A 14727-nucleotide genomic window follows, 5' to 3' on the forward strand; every position below is an offset into this window, starting at 1 on the left:
GGCTTCAGCAGCGTCGTCTGACTTGATTCAGCGTTCCGCCCTTAGGTCTGATGCAGGCACATTTAGTTAGTAGCCACTGTGTTTAGCTAGTTACCGCTTTCGCCTCTAGGCGAGCTAAGGGGGCATGCTTGCTCATGCCCCCTTGGCGATCCCCCAGGGCACCCAGCGGCGCGGCCCTTCGGGTTCGCTGCGTTGCTCAAGCTGCCGGGGCGCACCTGGCCGGCCGCTCACAAACTCGGCGCTTCGCACCTCAGACACCGCACGCACCTTTTTCCCGGCAGCTCTGCGCTACTCGCCCGCTCAGATGGGAGCGTTAGCCCGTGTCGTTTCTTGTTTTTGCGCTACCTAACCAAACAACAAAGCCGGAAAAATACGCCGACCTCCAGTCTTTCTCCCCCTTCCAAGCTGTCGAGTAGCGCAGGATTTGAGCGATTAAGCCGAGGACTGTTTGAGGTGCGGAGCTTGCGTAGCGCCGAGTTCCGCAGGCGCGCTCAAATCCGAGCAACGCAGAGAAGCCGCAGGCCAGTTTGGTGGGGTGGCCTTTTTTTTGGTTACTTTTGTTTGGCCAAGCAAACAAAAGTGACTCGCCAGCGAGGCGAAAGGCATGCGCGAAAATGACAAAGATATCTAACAATGCTCTCCAAAACAGGTTGTGCTCAGATCGCGAAAAGCTAAAGACCAGTTAGTTCACCAACTTACTCTGCTGATGAGCCAATCAATCCAGCGTATCCAACGACGCTCTCAAGCCACCTCATCCAGCTTCGCCAACCAACCCGCCTTTTCATCGTCCGGCAACATACTCGCCGTAATACTATTGCGCGCCAGCGCAACGGCTTGCTCGCGGGTCATGTTCAGCGCATCGCGAACGGCAATGAAATTGGCCAGCAGATAACCGCCAAAATACGCCGGATCATCCGAGTTGATAGTGACTTTCACGCCCTGTTCCAGTAGTTGCAGTATGTTGTGATCCTGCATCTTGGCGAAGACTTTCAGCTTGGTATTGGACAGCGGGCAAACCGTGAGCGGGGTCTGCTCGGCAATCAGCCGCTCAACCAGCACCGGGTCTTCAACGCAGCGCACGCCGTGATCGATACGTTCGACCTGCAACAGATCCAGCGCCTGCCAGATGTACTCTGCCGGGCCTTCTTCGCCGGCGTGAGCCACCGCACGCAGCCCCTCGGCACGCGCCATCTCGTAGACGCGCACAAAGCCCTCCGGCGGATTGCCCTGCTCTGAGCTGTCGAGCCCCACAGCGACGAAATGTTCACGCAGCGGCAGTGCCTCCTGCAGCGTGGCAATGGCGTCGTCCTCGCTGAGGTGACGCAGAAAGCTGAGGATCAGCCGCGAGCTGATAGCCAGCTTTGCCTGACCATCGGCCAGGGCGCGGCTGATGCCGGTCAATTGGGTCGCGATGCTGATGCCGCGCTCAGTGTGCGTCTGCGGATCGAAAAACGGCTCTACGTGCGCCACGCCATCGGCGGCGCAGCGCTCAAGGTAGGCCCAGGTCAGGTCGTAAAAGTCCTGCTCGGTCTGCAGCACCCCGGCGCCCTGGTAATAGATATCAAGAAAGTCCTGCAAGTTGCTGAACTGATAGGCCTCGCGCAGCGCCTCAACGCTGGCATAGGGCAGCGCCACGCCGTTGCGCTCAGCCATTTGAAACAGCAGCTCAGGCTCCAGACTACCCTCAAGGTGCATGTGCAACTCGGCCTTGGGCAGCTGGCGTAGAAAGTCGTTATCGGGAAAGCTCATGGGCGGGTTCCTCATCGGCAAGGCCTATAGCGCCGACGATAGGCGAGTGCGCCCGCCACGTCCATGACAAAACAGCTGCAAGCGCCGCTGCAGAGCAGCGCTTGCCCAGGGCAGCGGCTTATTTGCGCGCCTTGGCAGCGGCAATAAAGGCTGCCATCTCGGCGTTCTTGTCGGCCTCGACCTGCTGCACATTGGCGTTCTTAGCCAGCTCGGCCAGCAGCGCCTTGGCCTCCGGCAGGTCGGCCAGCAGGTCGATACCGAACAACTTGCCCGCCACCGCCGAGGCCAGATCGATGCTGAACAGGAACATCAGGTCGGCGATGGTCATCTCGCTACCTGCCACATAGGGCGCAAACTTGGCGTGGCGCTTGAGTGTGGCGACACCCGCCAGCAGGTCTGCCTTGGCTTTCTCCTTCACGGCGTCGTCGACCTTGCCACCGAAGAAGACTTCCATATAGCAACTGCGCGCCGGCAGCTCGATGTACAGCTCGATTTCCTTGGTCAATGCACGCACGTAACCGCGCTCATAGGGATCGCTGGGCAGTAGGGCCTTGCCACCCTGGGTTTCTTCGATGTACTCGAGGATCACGTTGGTTTCGTTGAGAAAGCCCTTGTCGGTCTCCAGCACCGGCACCTTGCCGCGCGGGCTGATGGCCAGAAAGGCTTCGTCCTGGCTGCCGTGCACGGTGTTGATTTCAAAATCGACGCCCTTTTCCAACAGCGCCAGCTTGACCATGTTGAAGTAGTTGCTGACGGCAAAGCCATGAAGTTTGATCATCTTGTTGTTCTCCATTGTCCTGCGGGTGTGAAATGCTGCACTCTTGTAACGCTGCCTGAGCAGAATATCCAGCGCCATCATGACAATGAATGGGGCGCAAGAGATCACCCGGCACCGCAGGTTGATCTCAGCTTTACTGTCTCTGGACCGCACGCCATTCCAACAAGAGGTAACGCCCCGATGCTGACACCCGATGAAATCGCTGAAATCAACCTGCTATGCCAGTTCAACCTGGCCAACTCGAAGGAAGGGCTGAAAATCCATCAGCACGACGCCGATCCGGCTACGGTGGCCGCTGCTGAGCGCCTGTTTCGCCAAGGCCTGGTCACCCAGCAGGACGGCGGCTATCTGACCAGCCTGGGCTTGGACGCGGCCGAGCACAGCCAGGCGTTGCTGACCATTCTGCGCGCTGACCCGGCATAACGAGGCGAGCAATGGCGCAGGCAGGTGAAATTCATCCACTGATCGATGAGGGCATTGACCGCAAGGCGCTGAGCACCCTGCGCAAGCGCTTTATGGCCCTCAATCAGACCCGCCTGCGTCGCGTGCTACAGGCCCTGCCTACCCGTCAGTACAACGTGTTGCAGCTGATCCCGCTGCTGTTTGACGTCAATTACCACCTGCTGCCCGGTTTTGTCTCGCGTGAAACGCCCCACGGCCTGGCCGGGTACGAAGCTGAAACCGCCGCACTGCAGAGTGCGCAAGCGCTGACCCGCAGCTATCACTACCGTCGCCACCCGGCGGGCTTTGTGCCGCAGATACTGGGCCTATACCTGATGGGCAGCGGCGGCACCATTGCCCAGTCCGAACAAAGCGACCTGGATATCTGGGTCTGCCACGAGCCGGAACTGCCGCCGCAGGCGCTGGCAGAACTCGCCAGCAAATGTCAGTTGATCACCGACTGGGCGGCTACGCAGGGCTGCGAGGCACACTTTCACCTGGTTAACCCTGCCCAGTTCAGTCGCGGTGACCGCGAGAACGAACTGAGCATCGAAGACTGCGGCAGCACCCAGCACTACCTGCTGCTCGACGAGTTTTACCGCACCGCCATTTTGCTCGGCGGGCGCTTTCCGCTCTGGTGGCTGGTCCCCAGCTACGAAGAGCAACACTACGCCAGCTACACCGAGCGCCTGCTCAGCAAGCGCTTCATCCGCGAAAAGGACAGCCTAGACCTTGGCCATGTTGCTGGAATTCCGGCCGGCGAGTTTGTGGGCGCCGGTCTCTGGCAGCTCTACAAGGGCATAGACTCGCCCTACAAGTCGGTGCTCAAGCTGCTGCTGACCGAAGTCTACTCCAGCGAGCACCCGCAGGTACGCTGCCTCAGCCTGGACTTCAAGGCCGCGGTTTACCACGGCAAGCTGGATGCCGACGAACTTGACCCCTACGTCATGCTTTACCGCCGCATCGAACGTTATCTGCTCAGCAGACAGGACACCGAACGGCTCGAGCTGGTGCGCCGCTGCTTGTACATCAAGGCCAACGTGCGTCTGAGTAAACGCAGCGGCCTGCTCGACTGGAAGCGCAACCTGATGGAAAAGCTGGTGCGCGAATGGCACTGGGGCCCGCGCCAGCTGCAGCAGATGGACAGCCGCCAGGAATGGCGCATCCGCGAGGTCAGCAACGAGCGCCGCAAACTGGTCAACGAGTTGACCCACAGCTATCGCCTGCTATCGCATTTTGGCCGCAGTCATGGCGTGATCAACCAGGTCACCAGCCGTGACCTGTCGTTGCTCGGCCGGCGCCTCTACGCCGCCTTTGAACGCAAGGCCGGCAAGATCGAATTCATCAACCCGGGTATCAGCCCTGACCTCAGTGAGGACCTCCTGACCCTCGCCCAGGCGCCGGCGAACGAGCACGGCGATGCCTACTGGAGCCTGTACTCCGGCTCGCTCGCGGCCAGCGAGCTGGGCGACCAACCACCGCTCAAGCGCTCCCGCCAACTGCTGGAGCTGCTGGCCTGGGGGCACCGTAACGGCCTGATCGACAGTGCTACGCGGTTCTCACTGTTCCCCGGTGACAGCGCGCTCAGCGAATTTGAACTGAGTAATTTGCTGCTCAGCCTGCAGCAGCAGTTTCCGCTGCCGTTGCCCGCCCTGACTGAAACCGCGCTGTCGCGCGCCAGCGAACCCTGCCAGGTGCTCCTGCTGGTGAATATCGGATTGGACCCGCTACCCGGCGCCAGCCAGAAGAACCTCCATTTGATCAGCAGCCACACCGATGCACTGGGTTATTCCGGTCTGCGCGACAATTTGATTCTCAGCGTGGACCAGGTCTCGCTGAACAGCTGGAACGAGCTGCTAGTGACCCATTACGAAGGCGAGCAGGCCTGCATGCAGGCGCTGTGCGATTACCTGAACCAGGGCCGCGAGCATCAGCGCCTGCCGGAGTTGCAGGTGCGCTGCTTCTGCCGCAACCGCTCCAGCTCCATCGCCGAGCGGGTCGAAGGCCTGTTCCGCGACGCCGCACGGCACCTGTTGGGCAGCCCGCCAGAGCGTTTTCTGGTTCAGGTGCAGAACGGCTACCGCGTGCTGGAAGGGCGCGACGAGCAAATCAACATGCTGGAGCTTGAAGACCGTGACGCGCTGCTGCGCCACCTGGGCCGCTCCCGCCCGCGCCACAGCAAACTCGCGCTGGACGCCTACGCGCTGCAAGGCCAAGACCTGGCGCTAATACTGCAGCATGACCAACCTGGCCGGATCCAGCTGTTCTACCGCCTCAAACCGCAATGGCAAGTTGAAATCAGCCTGCTTGATGAGCGCGGCGCCCTCTGGACGCACCAGCAAAGTTACCGCGACGAGCAGACCATGCTGCTCCCGCTACTGCGCTTTCTGAATGGCATCCGCCTGCGCAGGCAGGTCAAGGAAAGCCTGGAACACAGCCAATGGGAGGGCGACATTCAGCTCTACGCCATCCTGCCCGCGCACGACGGTAACCCGCTGCGGCTGGAAGCCAAACCCCTGCCACGCGCCGGCCTCAGCCCCGACTTCTACCCCGTACAGGCGATCGCCGAACCCGGCGGCAAACGCAGCTTCAACGTCACCATTTTCTGCGACCACCGCGAGTTCTCAGAACTGGAGCACGGCCCACGGCTGTACACCGAAGTCGCCAAACACATCCTCAGCCAACGCCAAAGCCAGGAGCCCTACCCCTGCTACATCACCGACCTCGACCTCTCCGCCATTGACCCCGGCGAACGCATGCAAACCGCGCAGTATTTGCGCTACCGGCAGCAGTTGGAGGGGGCGTTGAATGAGGCGATGGGGGCGTTGCGGTAGAGCACCATTGAGCTATCTGCGAATAACCCCATGTTATACAACGCAACCAGCGGACGATGCCCCAGTCATCAAAACGGCAGCTTGCCCTCGGGGGGTGGCGGTGCAGCAAACCCCTTATGCAGCTTCGTCAGAAGCCTCTGCCAATTGTCTTTCCTGCTCCCGAATGGCCTGATCAAGCTCAGGAGAGCGTTTGGCCCACTGCTCAGGCGGTAAGGGCTTGGACCATTCGATGGTTTCTGGCGCTGCCAAGTTAGGGAGATTTGCCAGTTTCTTGCGGGCCAGATGTAAATACAGCACATCGTTAAATACCAAAGTGCCCAGGCCCTCCCATAGAAAAGCGACTATCCAGCCCCTAGCAGCCACCCCCGCTTTGAAATCATGAACAAAGCTTTGCCATAACGTCATTCCGGCGTTGTGAAAAATGGATGGCTCAGGAACCACTTCTGGCCCAACTTCCATGAAACTGCGAATGCACTCCCACTGCGCCATTGAAGAAATCCCACCGCCTGCATTGACCGCCAGAACCCAGCCTTCTTTATTCGGTGCGTAGTCCTCGTACTCTTGCCCTTTCAACGGAAACCACAAAACAAGACTACCGTGCTGGCTCGCACCACCCGTATTGAGGCTGAGGGCACTGGGAGCGATGGCGTGTACCCGCTCCCAGGGCACAAACCAATGCTCACCATTAGGCTCGGTAATACAGACTTCTCGACGCTGACGGTTGAAGCGGATGGGCGGGTATAAAGGCTTGCGCCACTGCTTGGAAAACAAATACCAGAGGGTTCCCATCAGCCCCCCCCCATAACCGCAAGAATCGCAAGACTGAGCCAAATATCTCCGCTGGCCGCAATCCAGGCTGAAATAGCCAGAAACATCACCGAACCCATATGCAACGTCATCCAACCCGCGCCCATAACAAAACTGCCTATATCCATATAAACATCATTCTTACGCCAGATGATATTCATCAGATCGCTAGCTGGCTGACCGGTAGGAATCGGTAGCGGAGCAAGATGTTCCTGCTTCCAAAGCAGGCCTTGCTTTACCTCTTGGGCGCGTTCGGTCATCAAATCTCCTTGGGTTGCAATAAGTGGGAGCTCACTGGCAAAGCGCTGAATGCGTCACTTAGCAATGGCCCCGCAGTGGCAGCATGCTCGACTACACTACTGCCACGAACGATATAGCGCATACCCTTGCCGCCACCTACGATCAATTGCCTGCTGTTGAGGGTGCCAGCCTGCATGGCCAGTGGGCTATGGTACAGGACCTGTACCTGCCAATAGTGGCTGTCGAGGCGCCGGGGCAGCTTGCCACTCAGACGCAGCCCCATGCCCTGATGGATGGGGAGCCAAGTACTTTCAACACCGCTCAGCCATTCGCTCGTGCAGTCGACCGGCGTGTTGGCTGCATCAAATGCCACCACCTTGACATACAACTGCGAGCCTTGCGGGCTGGCCCCTGGAAGAGACAAGCTCAAGCTGTCAGTACGGCTGTCCAACACAACATTATTGCCGCTGCCACCAATCTGCCGGCTGGCCAAATACCCAACGGCCTGCAATCTGGGTTTGAACAGCAGGTCGATCAGGGTCTGTATCTCCTGGCTGTGCTGTTCAGGGCTATCCCCCCATCTTTTAGCCTTGCCCCAGCAACACTGCTCAAGGAAGGCTTGCAGCTCGGTGTCCTTATGGTAGTTCCACGCCAGATATAACCCTTCAACTACCAGCAAGAGCCAGTTGACCGGCATAATGCGTAAAGTGAACCACCTGATTGCCTCGTCGGTGGTCCACTTTCCGATTAGCGCCATATAGGTGGCGTATGCACCCAACCCCGTTTGCGCTGACATCAACCCAAAGAGCGCGCTGTCATGTCCCAAACGTACCCAGTGGTCAGCGGACCAGTATGCACCGTCTTTTTGCATTTCAGCAGAGAGCTTCGCCAAATCAACCGCAGCCGCAACCGCGGCCAAGCCACCAGTAATAAAACCGAACAGGGTGACGATGGGAGCTTTCAAAGCCCCTCGCTTGGCTTCAACCTGCCCCGTGGCCTGCCAAGCCGCCCCAATCACCGCCGACAGCGCCGCACCTACTTTTAGATTTTCAGCCAAATGCTCCCGTTGACGCACATCATCGTGCTCACGCCCGCGATCACGTTCGTTTATTTCGTGCACGTTATTCATGTGCAACAAAAGAGCGGCCAAGGGCAGCACTCCACCCAGAGTATTCATGCCTTTGATACGCGCAACAGTGGGAGCCATACCTCTTTGCAGAGATTGTCCTGCCATTCGGCCAAACTCCCAGATGCGTTGCCCAGTGTCGCCGCTTAGGGTGAAGCTATAACGGCCGACGTTGATCACGCTGTCAGTGCATAACCTCATCATTATCAGCAAGGCGCGCAGCGGACTGGGTAACCGCTGAATCAAATTACTCGGAGTCTGGCTGCTCGCTAGATGCTCAACTTCCAACGCAGCATAAGCAGCAGATAAGCGCGAGACTGCTTGATTCCAATCGTTGCCCTGCTCTCCTCCCAGCGCGCTGAGCCAAGCCAGCTTTTCACTGGACGCCACTAACTTACCGATAAACTGACCAATAGCCGCTTGATTCTCGCTGGTCAGCGCGCCCTGCAGCTGGGCGGCGCGATCACCTATATCCATCAGTGAGGGGGTGAAGCCACTGGAAAGCAAACTAAAGGGTTGATCAGCGGAGGGCGACCGCAGCAAATTGACGGCCAACTGGACGCCAGGGCCGCTGCTGCATAACGATCCAAGACTGCTGAGGGATAGTTCACTTAGCATGCTGCAATGCGCATCGCTGTCGTAATTCACATACCAGAGCGCTGCTCCATGTCTTGGTAGATACGAAGCCATATCCGAATAAAGTACTTCGCGCCTTGCAGTCAGCCAGTGATGGTGCGGCTCTGCAACCTCGGTGATCCAGCGCTGCATGCGCGGTAGCTCAACCCGTTCAGCAACCTGCGCGCTGGATTTGGCGTCCGTCATGTTATGAACTTTATCGGCATGATAAGACATCACCACACCTTGCAGCTGCCCATGCAAATCGGCAGGAACGAACTCCCTAGTGGGTGCGAGCACTATTTGCTCGCGCCGAACAATCTCGGCAATGCGCGCATCGGCGGCCGCGTGGCCTATCTTGTGGCGTTGGCGTTGGTTGATCTCGGTCTCTTCCGCCAACAGCGGCTGAAGGTCTCGGCGCGCCTGAAGCATGATATCGCCCTGCTCCGGGGTAAGCTGGATATCACGATCGCGGTAACGGTAGTTGATCAGGTTGCTCAACTCGGCTCCGTCTTCCGTTATCAGGCTGTTGATAAAGCCGGCGATCATTCCTTTATGCGCATTTTCCTGATCCCAGTCTTCTTCGCGCTGATTGACCCAGCCTTGCTCAGCGTTCAAGTCGCGCAACACCCCAAGATCATCGTCCAGCGTTGCAAAAACCGCGTGCAGGCTGCCAGCCTGGCTACGGGCTTTGCTTAGCCACGTGTCAGAGGCAGGCAGATCCCAGGCAACCGAGCTCCATTCACCCGGCGGGTGTTCAGCTGCTTGCGGGTGTCTGCCTGCGGCCTGTTCGCGTTCGCTTAGCCACGTACGAGCATTGGTGTAAGCGTTTACCCGCTCAGGTGTGGGCTCATCCATCATCTGCTGGCCCAGCGTATCAACACCCTTGCGATAGGCGTCGCCATTCTGCGCATAGTCATGTGCTACGAATTGATCGCGCACTTCCGGCATGAGCTCAGCAACAACTTTTTCGGCCTCACTCAGTGCAGGACAGTGTTCCACCTCAAGCCTGCGTGCAATTTCAGGTAAGGGTATGCAGCGCATGCGGGCAAGGCGCTCAGCAGGGCTGTCAGCCAAACCTTGATAAGCCGTTTTTGGCAATGGGATTTCGCTGTATAGCAGCCATGCGTCATGGTGTTTGTCCAACGCCACTCCTGCAACGCTCCCGGCAGCAACCTCGCCACTGTCATCCTCAAGGCCCTGCTCTTGCAACAAGCCATCAGTAGCTATGGCAAAGCGCCTAAGGGGCCCCTGCTGGTGCCACAGATAAAGGTAACCTACGCGCAGCCGCCGCAAAGCTTGCGGATGACTTTGACTACTTGCTGCAGGCAAGCAACAGGAATGCTCAGCACCTTGCTCGGCCAGCGCATAGCGCGCGGGCACGATGAAGAGTTCGGCTTGACCTGCAGGACAGGCACCCACTGCACTTTTTGCATCAGCGCCATTGTCATGATTGGCTGTTGAGGTATCAGACATGTTCTATCCCTGTAAGCATTGCGGCTCGGCCTTGAGCCATTTCAAAAGCACGCTGTAGGCGCTGGGAAGGCGTCTGTGGTGAGCGCTCGTGCAGTAGCTGGCTGATATCGGGGTGTGCGCTTAAAGCCGTGCCTCCCAGCAGCCCAAAGATACCGGCGTATAAATAGATATCCCCCTCACTACAAAACCCAAGGGCGTAGGCGTTATCCGCAAGCTGGGACAGTTCTGCTTGCCGTGCGGCTTGCGCCCATTCAGCGCCGTAGGCTGGAAAGTTCATCTTCATATGCAGGTCCAGCCGGCCCACCACCTGTTGAAAACTCACATCACCCAAAGCCGAAAGCTGCTCGTCACTCAACCTGTATGGAAGCTGCTTGCTAGCCTCTGTTATCTGCGCCTGCTGTTTGAACTCACGCCACTCACCGCTCAATTTGTCAGGCATGACCATACGTTCAAAAGGGCCGAGCAGCGCAGCGCGCTGATCAGTGGTAGCACACGATAAAAGTGAGCTGAAGACCGCCGGGTCGGCCAACCGCAACAACACCGTTTCGCCTGAGGGCATCTGGACCTGAGTCAGCCAACGCAGGTGTCGCACCTGAACTTCCCACGCAGCGCGGGAGAACAAAAGATAGCCGCAATCTTCATCTACCAAGGTAAGATACTGATTTAGAACAGGATCATCCTGACCCTCTATAGCAACAATACAAGGAGATACGTCAACTAGCGGTGCTTGCGCTGTCTCCAGATACAGCGGCTCGAAGACTGGCTGGTCGACCCAGTCATACAATTTTTTGGGTAGGTCACTCAGGCTAACGCCATCTAAAATCAGCACTGTTGGAAGATGCCAAGGCAAGTCGACGGGAATGGATTCAAGCGGCATTGCTGCCCCCTGTTTGCTCGTCGTTACAAATCGCGCACAAAGGCTTTTTAAGCATCAGCGCCTGACGTTGCACAGGCACCAGCAGCTTGCCCGCCTCACCCACATCAACCGCCGCCACTGCCCCCGGCAACACCGGCGCAGCCCCACTACCCTTACCCGGCCCACCACCCGAGTTGATCTTCACACTCGACCCAACCAGGGTCACGCCGCTGGGGTCGAGTTTGACGAAGCTGCCGCCGACCTTGAAGGTGATTTCCATGCCGGCTTCGAGCACGACTTTCATGCCGCTGGAGAGGTGGATTTCGGTGCCGGCCTTGACCAGTTGGCTATCGCCCAGCTTGACGTGCTGGCTGGTGCCGACGGTGAGGTGGTCGTTGGCTTTGATTTCGGTTTTGCGGTCGGCGTGGGTGGTGCGGTGTTCTTCGGCTTTGAACTCGCTGTAGCTGTTGGCTTCGACCGTGTCGTGGCGTTCGTTGCCCACGCGCACGGTCTGGTTGTTTTCTATGTTTTCGTCCCAGTCCTTTTGGGCATGCAGGTAGATCTGTTCTTCGCCCTTTTTATCCTCGATACGCAGTTCGTTGTAGCCGTCGCCTCCAGGACTACTGAGGGTTTTGAATACGCTGCGGGTTTTGTGTGCGGGTAGTTCGTACGGGACTTCGTGTTCCTTGTGGTACAGGCAGCCGGTGACCAGGGGTTGATCGGGGTCGCCTTCGAGGAATGAGATGAGTACTTCCATGCCTACTCTGGGAATGGCGATGCCGCCGTAGCGGTCGCCGGCCCAGCTGGAGGCGACTCTTAACCAGCAGCTGGTTTTGTCGTCAGCCTGGCCCTCGCGGTCCCAGTGGAACTGGACTTTGATGCGACCGTACTGGTCGCAGTGGATTTCTTCGCCCTCAGGGCCTGTGACTACGGCGCTTTGGCTGCCGAGGACCTTTGGTTTTCTGTGATCGAGCTGTGGTCGCCAGAGGATCTGCCAGGGCGTGGCCTTGAAGTGGTTGCGGTAACCCTGGGTGAATCCGTCTGCTTTGCTGACATCGCTGGTGACGCCTTCTTCGAGCACTTGTGGTTGTTTGCCTTCATGCTGGATTTCGGTCAGCAGCCAGAGGTCGTTCCAGTCGTCTCTGGGGTGACCAGTGAGCGGCATGAAGTGGCCGCTGCGCAGTTGCGGTTGATCGCTGCTGCCGTCGGCCAGTTGTTGTTCGGCGCGATGGCGTTCGAGGGCGATCTGGCTGAGCTGTTTGCCGCGCTCGCGGTCGGTGAAGCGACCGGGGTAGTCGTAGTCTTCGAGGTCGGGTTGGGGTTTATTTTGTTCTTCTGCTGTGGCCTCGCCTTTGTAGGCGGCTTCCATCAGCAGGCGGGGCTTCTCGAAGTCGTAATCCCGGCGGGTGACGCGGCTGGGGCGGGTTTCTACTCTTAAGCCGAAGCGTTTGACGACCGGCTGGTCGGCGACCAGGCCGGTGCCCTGGCTGTAGCCGATTTGTTGTAATTGCGGGAAGGCGGTCTGGTCGTCACCGAAGACAATGATGTGGCCTTCCTGGCTGTGTTCGAAGTGGTAGTGCATGCCCTCTTCTTCACACAGGCGCTGGATGAACTGCAGGTCGGTTTCGTCGTACTGGGTGCAGTAGTCGCGCGCCGGATGGTTCTGGTGCAGTTGAAAGCGGTAGGCATCGCTCTGGATGCCGTGCTCTTCCAGCAGGCGGCTGATGATCTGCTGCCCTGTCAGGTGCTGGAAGATGCGTTGATTGGTGCGGTGCGCCAGGTAGCTGAGCTGGGGGCGCAGGCACAGATGATAACGGGTGAGGCGCTTGCCGGCTTCGCCCTGGGCGAGGCGGTCGATTACGCCGTGGATGCCTGCTCCCTGGCCCATGTCCAGATAGGCGGTGTGGTGCAGCAGGGAGGCCAGGTCGATGTCCGGCTGTTCACTGACCAGCTCCAGCTCAAAGGCGTAGGGCCGGTTGAGGGCCTCGCTGCCGGTGAAGGCCAGTACCTTGAAGTCGTGGGCGGCGCCGTCGATGTGCAGGCTGAAGGCCGCTTCATTGGCTGGAGAGAACATCCGTTGTCCTTTTTACAGAATTCGTTCAGCGATCCAGGCGGGGATCGGCGAGACGCTTGAACGCGAAAAGCCACCGACTGACTCTCAAGTCACTCGGTGGCCTGGCATTGTAAAGACCTTAGGCGGCGATGGGTGTGCGCCAGTCATCAGAACCGGAGGTTCCTGAGACTTCGTGGGTCCAGACGATTTTGCGGTAGGTGAAGTAGACGTCTTCCAGGTGGGTGAAGTGCGCCATGTTCGGGTCTTGGCAGTTAGGCATCTGCGACTGCACATCGACGATGATGGCGTCGTGCAGTTCGATGGTGAAGTAGTGCTCCTGGGTGCCGGTGGCAGAGGTGCGGTACCACTCCAGGCGGCACTTGCTCAGGCGCTCGCCGGAGGTCAGAGCGTTGAAGATCAGCGGTGAGGACTTGTCGAACACCTTGGTGATCATCAGCGGCTTGTGGACGCGCTGGCCGGTGGGCTGGCCGGACTGCGGGTCACGCGGGATGATGACCTGGTGGTTGTAGCCCTGCACCAGTACCTGGTCTTCGTGGCCTTCCTGGAAGATGTTGCCGACCGAGTCTTCGGTGAACGTACCGGCGGTGATCAGGCCCTGCTTGGTGCCTTCGATGGTCAGATACGCGGGTGTTGGCATTGCTGCTCTCCTTGCTTGAAATGGGGTGACCGGTTGATCCGGTTGACCCAGTACAACCAAGAGCTGTGCCAGGAATAAAAAGGGCAATTAAATCAAACGATTGGAGTGATCAGGCAAGCAGCCGAAAAGCCGTTTGTGATCTCGGTCACGCAAAGTTGTGCAGGATGTTGCGCAGTGCTGTGCAAGTTATTGCGCAGTGGGGTGGAGGCAGCGTAGCACGGGGGTTGCAGACGCTTTTAGCAGGCTGGCGGCGTGGTTGCTGCGCCAATAGTTGCCAGCCGCGCTAGCGTCCGGCCATACGCTGCTGGCGCCGCGCACGCCGCTCGGTCGCGAGCGCTATTATCTGCAGCTGTTGTGTATCAGAGGCGTTGGCCCACTGCAGAATTTCACTCATCAGGCGGCCACAGCCCAGGCACTCATCACCATCCAGGCAACATTGGCGCACGCAGGGCGAGGGTTGCCGGCCGCGCTCGCTCACGCGGCGTCTTCGTCCAGTTCGAGCTCGACCTCATCCCCGGTGAGCTCTTCAAGCACCGCAGAGAGCACCTGGGTCAGCGACCCTTCTCCGCCATCGTGCTGCCAGCCGCTATCGTCCTGATAACCAAAGTGCAGTGTAGCATCCGGGGTGGCCAGCCAAAGCTCGCGTGACGCTGGCTGGCGGCCGATCACCAGGCGCGGCCCGTCGGCGAGCATCAGGACCAGCGAACCTTCCACCTGCTCCATGTCCAGATCAAGGTCGCAATCGTCAACCGCATGCTCGATCAGGTCCTGTATCCGATCTACCTGCTGATGAAATTCCGCTTCGCTCATGTCCTGCATGGGGCTCTCTCTAGTCAATGGCCATCGGCGCAACATGGCGCAACAGCGCGTCCGCTGAGCGGCGGCTGATGCACCGAGCCGGGTGGCTGGGTATACTGCCGCATATTCTACCTGTAAGGATTCCATCATGAAGCATATCAGCGCACTTCTCTTCGGCCTGCTGGTCCTCGCTGGCTGCGGCCAGAAGGGACCGCTCTATCTGCCGGAAGACGTCTCAGGCCAGCCGCCGACCCCGGCGCAGGAAGAACTGATCCAGGAACCGACCGAGAAGTGAT

At 58.8% G+C, this 14727-nt stretch carries 14 protein-coding genes; 3 read left to right on the forward strand and 11 right to left on the reverse strand.

Annotated features, from left to right (window positions below):
* Nucleotides 1-313: 313 nt before the first annotated feature.
* From BLU26_RS18575 to BLU26_RS10455, 3 genes are all read right to left on the reverse strand, one after another.
* Complete coding sequence (locus BLU26_RS18575; RefSeq protein WP_157719349.1) at nt 314-634, reverse strand: hypothetical protein; 321 nt, start codon at nt 632-634, stop codon at nt 314-316.
* Nucleotides 635-741: 107 nt separating this feature from the next.
* The gene (locus tag BLU26_RS10450) at nt 742-1749 is read right to left on the reverse strand and encodes an adenosine deaminase (RefSeq protein WP_092286407.1); all 1008 of its coding nucleotides are present in this window, start codon (nt 1747-1749) and stop codon (nt 742-744) included.
* Nucleotides 1750-1867: 118 nt separating this feature from the next.
* Nucleotides 1868-2527, reverse strand: coding sequence for a glutathione S-transferase family protein (locus BLU26_RS10455; protein ID WP_092288448.1), 660 nt, complete (start codon nt 2525-2527; stop codon nt 1868-1870).
* Nucleotides 2528-2707: 180 nt separating this feature from the next.
* On the opposite strand from BLU26_RS10455, the gene BLU26_RS10460 reads away from it, so the two are divergent.
* Both BLU26_RS10460 and BLU26_RS10465 read left to right on the forward strand, forming a co-directional pair.
* Nucleotides 2708-2950, forward strand: a complete 243-nt coding sequence (locus BLU26_RS10460) for a TIGR02647 family protein (protein ID WP_092286409.1) — start codon at nt 2708-2710, stop codon at nt 2948-2950.
* An 11-nt stretch (nt 2951-2961) separates the two neighbouring features.
* Nucleotides 2962-5802, forward strand: a complete 2841-nt coding sequence (locus tag BLU26_RS10465) for a class I adenylate cyclase (protein WP_092286411.1) — start codon at nt 2962-2964, stop codon at nt 5800-5802.
* Between the two features lie 114 nt (nt 5803-5916).
* Here the strand turns inward: BLU26_RS10465 and BLU26_RS10470 are convergent, their stop codons facing one another.
* The 8 genes from BLU26_RS10470 to cyaY all read right to left on the reverse strand — a co-directional run bounded on the left by BLU26_RS10470 (nt 5917) and on the right by cyaY (nt 14452).
* Entirely contained in the window at nt 5917-6591 is a 675-nt protein-coding gene (locus BLU26_RS10470) for a hypothetical protein (RefSeq protein WP_092286413.1), read from the reverse strand.
* Nucleotides 6591-6869 (reverse strand): hypothetical protein, encoded by a 279-nt coding sequence (locus BLU26_RS10475; protein ID WP_092286415.1) that lies wholly within the window; start codon nt 6867-6869, stop codon nt 6591-6593. Before BLU26_RS10475 ends, BLU26_RS10470 begins: the two co-directional genes overlap by 1 nt.
* Nucleotides 6869-10066, reverse strand: coding sequence for a toxin VasX (locus BLU26_RS10480; protein WP_092286417.1), 3198 nt, complete (start codon nt 10064-10066; stop codon nt 6869-6871). Before BLU26_RS10480 ends, BLU26_RS10475 begins: the two co-directional genes overlap by 1 nt.
* Nucleotides 10059-10943, reverse strand: coding sequence for a DUF4123 domain-containing protein (locus tag BLU26_RS10485; protein WP_092286419.1), 885 nt, complete (start codon nt 10941-10943; stop codon nt 10059-10061). The genes BLU26_RS10480 and BLU26_RS10485 overlap by 8 nt, the downstream gene beginning before the upstream one ends.
* Nucleotides 10933-12996 carry a type VI secretion system Vgr family protein gene (locus BLU26_RS10490; RefSeq protein WP_092286421.1) on the reverse strand — a complete coding sequence of 688 codons (2064 nt, stop codon included), beginning with the start codon at nt 12994-12996 and terminating at the stop codon, nt 10933-10935. The genes BLU26_RS10485 and BLU26_RS10490 overlap by 11 nt, the downstream gene beginning before the upstream one ends.
* Before the next feature lie 118 nt (nt 12997-13114).
* The gene (locus BLU26_RS10495; protein ID WP_092282965.1) at nt 13115-13633 is read right to left on the reverse strand and encodes an Hcp family type VI secretion system effector; all 519 of its coding nucleotides are present in this window, start codon (nt 13631-13633) and stop codon (nt 13115-13117) included.
* Between the two features lie 283 nt (nt 13634-13916).
* The gene (locus BLU26_RS10500; protein ID WP_092286423.1) at nt 13917-14111 is read right to left on the reverse strand and encodes a DUF1289 domain-containing protein; all 195 of its coding nucleotides are present in this window, start codon (nt 14109-14111) and stop codon (nt 13917-13919) included.
* Nucleotides 14108-14452, reverse strand: a complete 345-nt coding sequence (gene cyaY, locus BLU26_RS10505) for an iron donor protein CyaY (RefSeq protein WP_157719350.1) — start codon at nt 14450-14452, stop codon at nt 14108-14110. The genes BLU26_RS10500 and cyaY overlap by 4 nt, the downstream gene beginning before the upstream one ends.
* A gap of 127 nt (nt 14453-14579) precedes the next feature.
* Between cyaY and lptM the strand changes: the two genes are divergently transcribed.
* Entirely contained in the window at nt 14580-14726 is a 147-nt protein-coding gene (gene lptM / locus BLU26_RS10510) for an LPS translocon maturation chaperone LptM (RefSeq protein WP_092286427.1), read from the forward strand.
* Nucleotide 14727 lies beyond the last annotated feature (1 nt).

It is taken from the genome of Halopseudomonas sabulinigri, assembly GCF_900105255.1.
GTDB classification, from domain to species: domain Bacteria; phylum Pseudomonadota; class Gammaproteobacteria; order Pseudomonadales; family Pseudomonadaceae; genus Halopseudomonas; species Halopseudomonas sabulinigri.